The organism is Dactylosporangium fulvum, from assembly GCF_025137375.1.
GTDB classification, from domain to species: Bacteria; Actinomycetota; Actinomycetes; order Mycobacteriales; family Micromonosporaceae; genus Dactylosporangium; species Dactylosporangium fulvum.
In genome coordinates this window covers 2,801,564-2,812,348 of sequence record NZ_CP073720.1, presented here as the reverse complement: position 1 = coordinate 2,812,348, position 10,785 = coordinate 2,801,564, and the positions used below count along the sequence as shown (strand labels likewise).

Here is a 10,785-nt window from a genome sequence, read left to right as displayed (position 1 = left end):
CGCAGCCGAATCTCCCACCGCCGTCACATGACGCTCCCGGCCGGCGTCACTCGGACCGTCATCACCGAGCGGCCCACGCCGGTCAGTCCGGCGCCCGCCGCCGGGTCCGGCGAAAGCGCCTCACGAGCCGTTCATGACCGCGGCGAGGCGGCGGGCGGCCTCGGCCAGGCGGGTGCGGCCCGGCTTCGCGGCGAGCGGCGCCAGGCCCGGCAGATCGGCGGTGTGCCGCCCGGTGCGGGCGGCGTCGGCGGCGAGGGCGACGAGGTCGGCCAGGCCCGGGCGCGGGCCGGCGGCCAGCAGGGCCGGCAGCGCCGCTGACGTCACCTGCCAGACCGCGTCGTGGGCGCCGGCCTTGAGGGCGTCGGTGAGCGGGCGGAGGGTCCGCTGGAGGACGATCCGGTCGGCGACGGCGAGCTCGGCCAGCTCGGTCCCGATGCCGGTGCTGTCCCAGTCCGGCCGGGCGGCCAGGGTGATGAGCGCGTCGCCGGCCGCCAGGCGTGCGGTCTCCCGGTGGTTCGCCAGCGCGTACGCCATCGTCAGGGCCATCGCCGGGCCGGGCGGGCCGTCGGCGGCCGCGAGGCCTTCGAGGACACCGGCGCCGAGCGTGCCGTTGTCGACCCCGGCGGCGACGTAGGCCTGGACGTGCGCGGCGGCCACCTCGCGGTGCGACGGCGTCACCATCGGCCACAGCTCCAGCCCGGGCATGCTCCACCCGACTCTGGCCCGCTCGGCGGCGGTGCGCGGGTCGGCGAGCCCGGCAGGCAGGCCCGCCGGGTCGAGCATCGCGAGCCGGCCGATGAAGCGGTACGACTGCTGCGGCACGGCCACGACCCAGGTCCGCGGCTCGGCGACGCCGGCCAGCCAGGCCGCGAACCGGCGACCGGCCGGCGACGTGAGGCGCGCCGCGGCCGTGTGGACAGCAACGTCGACCTCGCGGGGCAGGCGCAACAGGGCCTGGGTCAGGTCCAGGTCGCCGGGCTGCCGGCCGTCGCGCTCGGCCTGCTGGAGCAGCCCGAGCACCCGGGCGGGATCGACGTGCCCGACGACCGTCGCGGGCGTCGCCAGCAGCGCCGGCGGCGGGTCGCGCATCAGCTGCACGGCCAGCTCGAGTGCCCGGTCCTCGATGAACTCGGCCAGCGGATGGTCCGAGGGTGTCCGGGACGGCGCCCACGGGCCGGCGACGGCGCCGATCAGGTTTCGCCACTGGGGCACCCACTGGGGCACCAGCGGCCGCAGCACCCGCGCGGCGGCGGCGCGGTCGCCGTTGGCCGCGCGCACCAGCCCGTCGAGGATCAGTTCGTACCGGACCGGATCGTCGTCGTCCCTCCGCAGCGTCGTCGCCAGTTCACCGGCGAGCGCACCCAGATCCAGCGGCGGCGGCATCCCGGCCGGCAGGTCGGCGACGAGGACCGGAACGGGCGCCGCCGCAGGCGTCATGCCGAACCACGCGCCGAGCCGCTGGGCGACCGCGCCGTCGAGCGCCGGCACCTCGGCCTTCAGCCGCTCGCGGGTCGCCGCCGACAGGCCGGCCAGGCGCGGCTCGACGAGGTCGAGGGTCTGTTCGGCGAGCTCGGGCACCGGATGGTGCAGCCCGACGACGAGCCCGTCGACGACGTCGTCGAGCGGCAGCGGGCGCAGCCAGGCGAGATGGGCGCGGACCAGCTTCTTCTCCGGCCGGGAGAGCAGGCTCAGCGTGATCTCCGCCAGGGTCGCCGCATCCAGCGGTGACTCCCGGTGCAGCTGCTGCAGGGAGGTGTACGCGAAGCCGGCGACCGTCGACAGCGGCGCGGTCAGCAGGCCGGTCAGCTCCTGCCGGTGACCGGCCAGCTCGCCGGTGCCCGGTCCCAGCTGTTTGAGCAGCGCGAGGTACGGCTGCAGCACCCCCGTCCGCCCGCCGGCGCGGAGACGGCGCAGGCAGCCCCCGATGAGCGCCGGGCGGTCGACGCGCCCGCTCGCGGCCAGCTCCACCAGCGCCGGAGGCCAGTCGCGGGCCGCCACATCACTGGAGAACACCGCGGCGACCCGGTCGTCGTCGAAGAGGTACGGCAGCACGTGGTCGAGCCACGGGTCGGCCGCCAGGACCGCGGCGAGCTGCGGTCCGCGCCACATCGCCACGTACTGCGCGACGGCGCCGGGCGTGTCCGGCGGTCCGGTGCCCACGGCCCGCATGAGTGCCTCGGTGAACGGCCAGGAGCTGGACCGGATGCGGGCCCGGGCGCGGCGCACCATGCCCCGGGCGAGGGTGGCGCACCAGTCCGTACCGCGCACGCGGAGCAGGCCGGGCACCATCTCGGGCAGCACGTTCAGCGACGGACCCTGACTCCAGGGCCGGTGCAGCAGCCTGACGGCGTCGGTGGCCCTCGGCGTGCACGCGACGGTCGCCATCGACCGGGCCGCGTGCCGCAGTTCGTTGCGCCGCCGGGCCTCCTCCTGCGCCTGCCGCCGCAGATGCCACAGCTCGGAGCTGCGGTGCTGTTCGCGCTGGCGCAGCTGCCGCTCGGCGAGCCACACGCGGAGCTCCTCGATGTCGCTGGGTGGCTCTCCGTCCCCGCCCCAGACGACAAACGAGAAGCTGCCCGTGGCCGGGATCTCGGGGAGGGGCTCCAGCGCATCCTGCCACGTGCCGCCCGGCCCCGTTCGCCGAGGAGGGCGTGCCGCACCGCTGAACCGCACGGCCCGGCTGTCGGAATGACGACGATCGCGCGTCGCAGACGGCGTTTTCGTTGACTGCGGCCGATACCTTGATCCGCGCTTGCGGCGGGGGTTCCACGGACCGCGCCGGTCGTACCACCGAGGAGGAATCGCATGAAGCGCCTGGCGCTTTCGACATTGTTGGCCACCACGCTGGGTCTCGCCCTTGCCGGCTGCGGTGAGAAGGCGGAGGAGCCGCCGGCCGCGCAGCCGCCGGCCGTCCAGCCCTCGACCGCACAGAGCTCGGCCGGCAGTGCGTACCCGAAGACCGACGACGGCGCCAAGAAGCTGCTGGAGGCGCTCCGCACGGGCAAGGACCCGGCGCTCGTCCAGCAGCTGAAGCCGGCGACCGAGGACTACAAGGCCGTGTTCGAGGGTGACGCCGCGACCAAGGCGGAGAAGTTCTACACGTCGAAGCTGTGGAACGGTGACGAGATCAAGCTCGCCGGAAAGCCGGAGCAGACCGAGCTGAAGGTCTTCAAGGCCACGTCGGAGGAGATCCGGGCGTGGGGGCCGAAGGTCGCGGCGGACTTCCCGGGCGGCTACCGGCAGCTGGGCACGCACCTGAAGCCGGGGCTGACGCTGTACCGGTGGAAGTACACCGAGCCGGGCGACGACACGGGTCTCGCGTTCGAGGGCCTCGTGAACGTCAACGGCCACTGGGTGTGGATGCCGAAGGCCTGGCAGGCGCTGGAGTCCTGATCCCGGGTCCGGCCCGGCTCGCGGCGACCGCGCGAGCCGGGCCGTGATCTAGGCTGCGGGCATGGATGCGCCGCCGGCAGAACTGATCACCGAGGCGTTCGGGCTGGCGCGGCCGGTCGGCGGGCTGGTCCCGTTCGCGTTCGGTACGTCGCAGACGTGGTCCCTCGACACCCGCGACGGACGGGTCCTCGTCAAGCAGGTCGACGCCCGGGACTGGCGGGACGACTTCGCGCTCGCGATGGACTTCGAGCGACGGGTACTGGAAGCGGGCATCAGCATGGCGCGCCCGCTCGCACCGGCGGTCGGCTTCGCGGTCGAGGCCGCCGATGGCGGGCTGCTGCGCGCCTACGAATGGGTCGACGGCCGCGCGCTCGCCGACACCGACGAGGTCGCCGACTGGCTCGGCGGCACGCTCGCGCGGCTGCACGGCATCGAGCGCACCGGCCGCGCCGGGCCCGAATGGTACCGGCTGAACGACGAACAACAGTGGCACGCATGGCTGGTGGAGGGCGAGCGGCAACGCCGCCTGTGGGCACCGGTCCTGCGCCGGCACCTGCCGGACGTCCTCGCCGCCGCCGCGTGGGTCGAGCGCGGCTTCGACGGCGCGGCCGACCACGTCATGACCCACCGGGACGTCGAGCCCTGGAACGTGCTGATGACCGGCGCCGGGCCGGTGCTGGTCGACTGGGACGGCGCCGGGCCGGACAGCGCACGGCTGGAGGTCGTCCACGCGGCGATCGTGTTCGCGCAGCGTGGCCGCCCCGGTCCCGACGGCGCCGCCGTCCGGCGCACCGTCCGGGCCTACGCCGAACACGGCGGCACCGCTCCCCCGGCGGATCCGGATGTGCTGGTCCGCCGCGTCGGGCTGCGGCTCGGGCGGCTCGCCGGACGGCTACGGATGTCACTCGGGCAGCAGCCGATCGGGCCGCACGACCTGAGCCGGATCGAGGCCGACGCCTGCGAGCGGATCAGCGGGCTGCGGGCGTTCGCCGGGCAGGTCGCGGCCTACGCCGCCCTGCTGTGAGCGGCGGACGAACAGCATGCTCCACGAGATCGAGCCGGAGTACGGCTGGCCGAAGGCGTGGCGCTGCGTGCTCTCCAGCTCGGTACCAAGGACGGATAGGAGGATTCCGCTCAGGAATATTCATTCCTGAGCGGAACATCGTTCGGACACCGCACTAGCGGTCGTGGGTTCGCCAGTTGTCGACCTCGCCGTACTCGGTCCCGGTGGCGGGGTTGACGTCCGCCTCCGAGCCGAACTCCTCCGGGCCGTAGTCGTCCGGGTCGCGGTCCGCCGCCTTCGCCGCCGCGCTCATGGCGATGACCGGCTCACCGTCCTGGTCGAAAATGTATGCCGTCTTGCTGTCAGCCGTCTTGCTCATGCCGTGCTCCTGTTGTCGGCCCTTTGTACCTCACTGACCGCTTCCGCACGTGGTAAACAGCCGGCTCACCATTCGAGTGTCTGCCCGTCCTGCGCGACCTCGACCGGGGCCTGAGTACCGGCCCCGGCCAACGGGTTGGTGTTGTTGAGGTGGCCGAACACGGCCCGCATGTCCGGATGGCGCCGCAGGGCCGGGACGGTGTCGGCGATCGGCAGGTGCCCCATCTGCCGCGGCGTCCTGGCCAGGCCGGTCTCGCGGGACATCTCGTCGTCGGTGAGGAAGGTGCCGTCGAGCAGTGCGGTGTCGGCGCCCTTGAGGAAGTCGTCGAAGGTTTCGGTCCATCCGGGCAGGCAGGTGGCGTAGACGAAGGCGCGTCCGGTGCGGTCGTCGGTGATCCGCAGGGCGCTGACCCAGGCGTCGCCGACGCCGGGATCGGCGTAGCGGGGCACCTTGGTCCCGACGACCACCGCCCGCACGGTCAGCCCGCCGTCCAGAGCAAGGGGGTCGCCGATCGGTAGCTCGTGGACGTCCAGGTCGGTGTAGTGGCGCAGCATCGGGATCAGCGGGATGGCGGCGAGCACGGTGCCGGTGCCGAAGAGGGTGAGCCGTTCGGCCTCGCGGAGGCTGAGCAGGCCGGCGGTGTGGTCGATCTCGGCGGTGGTGAGCAGGACCCCGCGGATCGGGGTGTCCCGCCGGCCCGGGCCGGGATCGAGGTGGCCGGCGGTGGTCAGCTGGGTGCGGATGTCGGGTGCGGCGTTGAGCAGGTACCAGGCGGTGCCGTCGCCGGTGACCGCGACGCTGTCCTGGGTGCGATGCGCCCCGGTCCGCCGCGCGGTCGTGCAGCCGGCGCAGGCGCAGTTCCACTGCGGAACACCGCCACCGGCCGCACTGCCGAGGATGTGGACCTTCACCGCAGCCGCCGCGGAATCACCGGTGGCCGTTCGACGGTGCCGGCGGCGGCGAGCACGGTCTCGTGGTGCGGAGACCACCGGCACGCCGGATCGGTGGCCGCCGGGTCGCCGGTGAGCTGGAACGCCTGGCACCGGCAGCCACCGAAGTCCACGGTGCGCAGGTCGCAGCTGCGGCACGGTTCGGGCATCCATGCCGTGCCACGGAAGGCGTTGAACAACGCGGAGTGCTGCCAGATGTCCGCGATCTTTCCACTGTGGACGTTCGGCGTCTCCAGGCCGGGCAGCTGCCCGGCGGCGAGGCAGGGCAGCACGTCGCCGTCGGGTGCCACGACGAGCTGGCGGCTGCCCCAGCCGTTCATGCATGGTTTCGGGCTGCCGGTGTGGTAGTCCGGCTCGACGTAGACGATCTCGACCCGGTCGCCGTGCCGGTCGTGAACCTCGGCGGCCGCGGCCGCGGCGGCGTCGACCTGCGCACGGGTCGGCATGAGCGCGGCCCGGTTCCGCAGCCCCCACCCGTAGAACTGGGTGTGGGCCAGCTCCAGCCGCTCGGCGCCGAGATCGACGGCCAGCTCGGCGATCTCGTCCAGCCGCGCCACGTTCCCGGCGTGCAGGACCACGTTGACCGACAACACCGTCCCCGACTCCCGGACCAGCCCGGCGGCGGCGAGCTTGCGGTCGTGGAACCGGCCACCCGCGACCCGGTCGGCGTCGGCCCGCCGTGAATCCTGGATCGACAGCTGCAGGTGGTCCAGACCCGCATCCAGCAACACGGCCAACCTGTCGCCGGCGAGCGGGACGCCGCTGGTGACGAGGTTGGTGTACATCCCCAGTCCGCTGGCATGCCCGACCAGCTCCGGCAGATCCCGGCGCAGCAACGGCTCACCGCCGGAGAGATGGACCTGCAGCACCCCGGCGGCACGCGCCTGATCCAGCACGTCCGCCCACTCCGCGGTGCTGAGCTCGGCGCGGTACGCGGCCAGCTCCACCGGATTCGAGCAGTACGCGCACTGCAACGGGCACCGATACGTGAGTTCCGCGAGCAGGCCCGTCGGGCGAGGGTGGGCACTGGCCCACGGGACCGCCCCGGTGCCGCTCGCCGCGGCGCCGGCGGGTCGTCCGCTGCCTCCGGAGGCCAGCAGCCGCCGGTCGCTCAGGTCGGCCAGCAGCCGCCCGACGTCGGCGGCGTCGACGCCGTCGTACTCGCGGGCCAGCCGGTCCACGATCCCGGCGAGATCCCGCCGGCCGTCGCAGGCGGCGACCACGTCCGCCGCCACCGGATCGAGCAGCAGCACACCCTCCGGGTACAGCAGGGCGTGCTGATCCCGCACCGGGTCGAACACGAGACGGACACCGCGGCGCAGGCCCGGCCCCGTCATCCCGTGGTCGCCGCGTAGTCGATGGCGTCGAGCATCGCGCCGAGCACGTCACACTTGAACCGCAGCGCGGCCAGCGCCGCCTGCTGCTGCTCGGCACCGGTGCAGTGGGTCAGCACCAGCTCGAGCGTGTCGGCGCTCTCGTCGCGGGCCACGGGGATCCGCGTCTCGAAGTAGGTGAGGCCGTCGGGTTTGATCCAGTCGTAGTGCCACCGCCAGGCGCGCAGGCGATCGGTCATCAGCTCGGGTGCGAACAGCTCGGTGAGCGCCGCGGCGACGCCCTCGGTCCACGGCCGGGTCCGGCAGAAATGCAGATACCCGTCCACGGCGAACCGCACCCCGCGCAGCACGTGCCGCTCGTCGACGACCTCCTCCCGCGACAGGCCCACCGCCTCGGCCAGGACGAGCCATTCGGCCAGCCCACCCGCGCCGTCGCGGGACCCGTCGTGGAACGTCACCCGCGGCAACCACGCCCGCCGCACCTCCGGCAGCGGGCAGCGCGAGACGATCGCCGCGTTCTTCTGGGCCAGGCACCGCTGGTAGTACCACCGGTTCGCCACCCACGAGCGGATCTCGTCCGGGCTGCAGCGCCCGTCGTGGAGACGGAGGTGGAAGCGGTGCCGGTCCCAGTAGTACGTGCCGAGGCCGCTCAGGGCGTCGGCGAACGCCTCCCGGCTCAGCGGGGCTGCCGGTGCCACGGGTCACCCACGCCGGAGTAGGCGGAGACCTCCGGCCGGGTCTCCAGGCATTCCACGCGCGGCGCGGTCCACTGCCGGCGGGCGGGTACGTTCTGCTCGGTGCGGGACATCGTCGCTCCTCTCGTCGCGGCTTGCGACATCCAACCTGCCCCGGCACCGCCGCACGGACATCAGCACTTCGGTGTGAACCCGCGGCCGGACGTTGCCGATGCCGACGAAGCAACCGGCCGGGGAACATCCAGCGAATTTTCAGGTAACGGCGATACCGTCGGCGCCTCAGGCCAGCTTCGTGCACCGGGAGGCGATGATGCCGGACAACGCCGCGACCGACCTGTCGACCACGCTGGAGGACGACCGGTCACCGGTTGCCCGCCTGCGGCAGGCAGAGCTGCGGATCGCATATCTGGAGGGCCAGGTCGACACGCTGCAGGCGCAGGTCGCGGCGCTGGAGTCCACCGACGAGCACCGTCGGGCCGAGCTTGCCAGCGCACAGGCCGAGGCGGCCGAGGCGCAGGCCTCCGCGCGTGAGGCGCAGGCCCGCACCGAGGAGCGCCGCCACCTCGTGGACGAGCTACGCTCCCAGCTCGACGAGGCCCGCGCCGCGGCCGCGGAGCACGACGACGAGGGCGGCAAGGGCTTCAGCTGGCGGTCGCGACGCCGGGAGACCCGCAAACCGTCGCGCTGACGCCGCACGACCGCGACCGCCGCCTCCTCGGCGGTCAGCGGCAGGTGGACGGGCGCGGCCAGGGAGAGGGTCGCGCTCACGTGGAGTTCCTAGCCGGCTGGGCCGCGCAACCGCAGGCGGAGAATCCGGTCGTCGTCGAGGGCCGGCCCGCGGTCGTTGCGGCCGTCGCGGTTGGACGTGCTGAGCCAGATGCTGCCGTCCGGGGCGCGGATCGCGGTGCGGAGCCGGCCGTAGCGGGCGTCCAGCGCCTCCACCGGGTGCCCGGCCACCCCGGCACCGGTGCGCCACCGGACGCCGGAAGCGTCGCCCTCGACCCGCCGGCCGCCCGCACCGCTCGCGGTCCCGCCACCGAGGGGCACCAGGTAGACGCGCTGACCGCGCAGGCAGGTCACGACGGCGGTACGGCCGGCGATCGCCACGCCGGCGCTGACGCCCACCTCCGGGTGCCAGGCCACCACCGGGTCGGTGTACCGCGGGTCGCCGCCGATGCCCTCGACCGCCGGCCAGCCGTAGTTACGGCCGGGCCGGACCACGTTGAGCTCGTCCCAGACGGCCTCGCCGATCTCGGCGACGAACATGGTGCCGCGGCTGTCCCACGCCATGCCCTCCGGGTTGCGGTGCCCGTAGGACCACACGAGCGAGCCGGGGAACGGGTTGCCCGGCGCGGGCCTGCCGTCGGGCGTCATGCGCAGGATCTTGCCGCCGAGGCTGTCCAGATGCTGCGCGTTCTCGTTCCGTGAGGCGTCGCCGGTGCTCGCGTAGAGGTACCCGTCCGGGCCGAAGGCCAGCCGTCCGCCGTTATGGACCCCGCCGCTCGGGATGCCGGTGACGATCGGCCGGGGGCCCCCGGACAGCCGCAGTTTCGCGATCCGGTTGTCGGTTGTCGTCGAGTAGTAGACGAACACGGTCCGGTCGTCGGCGTACGACGGCGAGGCCGCGATGCCGAGCAGGCCGCCCTCGGTGTCGGCGTTCGCCTCGGTGACCGTGGCCACCACCGACACGGTCAGCTCGCCGTCGCGCTGCCGGCCCGGTCCCACCTTGAGGATCCGCGCGGTCCTCCGTTCGGTGACGAGGGCGCCGCCGTCCGGCAGGAACGTCACGCCCCAGGGGATGTCGAGGTGCCGCGCCTGCGTGGTGACCGACACCAGCGCGTCACCGCGGGTGGACGGGTCGTCCGGCCCGGGACTCAGGTCGGTGGGGTCCGGCCCGGGAGCGGACGAGGGCGGCGAACGCGCGGGGCCGGGGCCGGCCGCCGGGCCCGGCGCGCATCCCGCGACCGGGCTCAGGGCCAGAACCGCTGAAAGCGCTCCACCGACCCAGCCGCGCACGGCCGCCGCCCCCACCGCCATCGCCCTCCAGCCCGACAGCAGACGTGATCACATTCCATCGTCACGCCGGACCGGGCGGCGCGGTCTCACCTGCCCGGGAGGACGCTGCAGCGGTACTTCCTCGGCTCCCGTCGCGCCAGTGAGCGGCGGTGCACCTCGTCCGGCCCGTCCGCGATACCACCGTCGCACCGTGGATCAGATCTGTTCGCGCAACGCCCGCAGTAGCGGAATCGACTCGATCTTCTCGTCGGTCAGGTCCGCCCAGCGGATCCCGGCCGCCGGGCGAGGCCCGCGCCGGTCCCGGCAGTCGATGACCCGATCGGGAGTGACGACGAAGTCGACGGGCACGTCGTGCCCGGTGGTCGGGATCACCCCGGCCGGACGCACCTGCAGCTCGTGGACGGTGGTGACGACCACCGTGTCCTCGCCGATCAGCCCGGCGGCGCCGGCGAGCGCGAACTCGAGGTCGGCGAAGCCGCCGCCCTTGCCCAACCGGGCGCCGTCCTCCCCGACGGCGACGCAGCCGGTGACGACGAGGTCGACCGGCGCGAGGTCGGCGACCGTGACCCGGCGCGCGGACCGGCTGGCGCCGCTGATCGACGCCGCGGTCCGCGGCTTGTCGGCCAGGTGGTCGGGGTCGAGCAGGAAGAACGGCTCCGGCTCGGCGAGCCTGGGCACCGCCATGTAGACGACCTTGCCGTCCTCCAGGGCGCGCTGCCGCACGGGCAGCTGGGCCGAGTCGGGGTTGGCCTTGACCGTCCCGGCGGCGCTCCAGCACGCCGTGGACCGCAGCCGCCCGGCGGCCGCCTCGGCACCGACGAAGTTGGAGATCCGCCCGGCGGCGCCCGGGAACCGGGCCACCCGGGCCGCGCTCAGCGCCGCCCACACCTCCTCCCGCAGGGCGGCCTTGGCGGCGAGCAGGTCGGCCGGCCCACCGGCGTCGCGGTCGTGGCGTGGAGCACGTCGAGGCACGCAGCCACCATAACGACCGGCTTACGGTTCAGGGCTCAGTCGG

At 74.0% G+C, this 10,785-nt stretch carries 11 protein-coding genes; 3 read left to right on the top strand and 8 right to left on the bottom strand.

The genetic code is table 11. From position 1 onward, the window contains the following. Positions 1-120: 120 nt before the first annotated feature. On the bottom strand, positions 121-2,511 hold the full coding sequence (locus Dfulv_RS13045; RefSeq protein ID WP_259863149.1) for a hypothetical protein: 2,391 nt from the start codon (positions 2,509-2,511) through the stop codon (positions 121-123). A gap of 294 nt (positions 2,512-2,805) precedes the next feature. Here Dfulv_RS13045 and Dfulv_RS13040 point away from each other — a divergent pair, with 294 nt between their 5' ends. Next, positions 2,806-3,393, top strand: a complete 588-nt coding sequence (locus Dfulv_RS13040) for a hypothetical protein (RefSeq protein WP_259863147.1) — start codon at positions 2,806-2,808, stop codon at positions 3,391-3,393. Positions 3,394-3,454: 61 nt separating this feature from the next. Beyond that, positions 3,455-4,417, top strand: coding sequence for a phosphotransferase (locus Dfulv_RS13035; RefSeq protein WP_259863145.1), 963 nt, complete (start codon positions 3,455-3,457; stop codon positions 4,415-4,417). Between the two features lie 154 nt (positions 4,418-4,571). Here Dfulv_RS13035 and Dfulv_RS13030 read toward each other — a convergent pair whose 3' ends face one another. The 5 genes from Dfulv_RS13030 to Dfulv_RS13010 all read right to left on the bottom strand — a co-directional run bounded on the left by Dfulv_RS13030 (position 4,572) and on the right by Dfulv_RS13010 (position 7,867). After that, entirely contained in the window at positions 4,572-4,775 is a 204-nt protein-coding gene (locus Dfulv_RS13030; RefSeq protein ID WP_259863143.1) for a hypothetical protein, read from the bottom strand. A 65-nt stretch (positions 4,776-4,840) separates the two neighbouring features. After that, on the bottom strand, positions 4,841-5,686 hold the full coding sequence (gene pqqB / locus Dfulv_RS13025; RefSeq protein WP_259863142.1) for a pyrroloquinoline quinone biosynthesis protein PqqB: 846 nt from the start codon (positions 5,684-5,686) through the stop codon (positions 4,841-4,843). Then, positions 5,683-7,062 carry a pyrroloquinoline quinone biosynthesis protein PqqE gene (pqqE, locus tag Dfulv_RS13020; protein WP_259863141.1) on the bottom strand — a complete coding sequence of 460 codons (1,380 nt, stop codon included), beginning with the start codon at positions 7,060-7,062 and terminating at the stop codon, positions 5,683-5,685. Before pqqE ends, pqqB begins: the two co-directional genes overlap by 4 nt. Then, entirely contained in the window at positions 7,059-7,757 is a 699-nt protein-coding gene (gene pqqC / locus Dfulv_RS13015; protein WP_259863140.1) for a pyrroloquinoline-quinone synthase PqqC, read from the bottom strand. Before pqqC ends, pqqE begins: the two co-directional genes overlap by 4 nt. Further along, on the bottom strand, positions 7,736-7,867 hold the full coding sequence (locus Dfulv_RS13010; protein ID WP_259863139.1) for a hypothetical protein: 132 nt from the start codon (positions 7,865-7,867) through the stop codon (positions 7,736-7,738). Before Dfulv_RS13010 ends, pqqC begins: the two co-directional genes overlap by 22 nt. 197 nt (positions 7,868-8,064) lie before the next feature. On the opposite strand from Dfulv_RS13010, the gene Dfulv_RS13005 reads away from it, so the two are divergent. Further along, the gene (locus tag Dfulv_RS13005) at positions 8,065-8,442 is read left to right on the top strand and encodes a hypothetical protein (protein ID WP_259863138.1); all 378 of its coding nucleotides are present in this window, start codon (positions 8,065-8,067) and stop codon (positions 8,440-8,442) included. 89 nt (positions 8,443-8,531) lie between these two features. Here the strand turns inward: Dfulv_RS13005 and Dfulv_RS13000 are convergent, their stop codons facing one another. Together Dfulv_RS13000 and Dfulv_RS12995 are read right to left on the bottom strand one after the other, a co-directional pair. After that, entirely contained in the window at positions 8,532-9,791 is a 1,260-nt protein-coding gene (locus Dfulv_RS13000; protein ID WP_259863137.1) for a PQQ-dependent sugar dehydrogenase, read from the bottom strand. A 174-nt stretch (positions 9,792-9,965) separates the two neighbouring features. Next, the gene (locus Dfulv_RS12995) at positions 9,966-10,742 is read right to left on the bottom strand and encodes a 5-formyltetrahydrofolate cyclo-ligase (RefSeq protein ID WP_259863136.1); all 777 of its coding nucleotides are present in this window, start codon (positions 10,740-10,742) and stop codon (positions 9,966-9,968) included. Positions 10,743-10,785 lie beyond the last annotated feature (43 nt).

Bases quoted from the DNA above. Each gene is read 5' to 3' on its own strand.
- Dfulv_RS13040 (WP_259863147.1), top strand. From the start codon at position 2,806: ATGAAGCGCCTGGCGCTTTCGACATTGTTGGCCACCACGCTGGGTCTC.
- Dfulv_RS13035 (WP_259863145.1), top strand. From the start codon at position 3,455: ATGGATGCGCCGCCGGCAGAACTGATCACCGAGGCGTTCGGGCTGGCG.
- Dfulv_RS13030 (WP_259863143.1), bottom strand. From the start codon at position 4,775: ATGAGCAAGACGGCTGACAGCAAGACGGCATACATTTTCGACCAGGAC.
- pqqE (WP_259863141.1), bottom strand. From the start codon at position 7,062: ATGACGGGGCCGGGCCTGCGCCGCGGTGTCCGTCTCGTGTTCGACCCG.
- Dfulv_RS13010 (WP_259863139.1), bottom strand. From the start codon at position 7,867: ATGTCCCGCACCGAGCAGAACGTACCCGCCCGCCGGCAGTGGACCGCG.
- Dfulv_RS13005 (WP_259863138.1), top strand. From the start codon at position 8,065: ATGCCGGACAACGCCGCGACCGACCTGTCGACCACGCTGGAGGACGAC.
- Dfulv_RS13000 (WP_259863137.1), bottom strand. From the start codon at position 9,791: ATGGCGGTGGGGGCGGCGGCCGTGCGCGGCTGGGTCGGTGGAGCGCTT.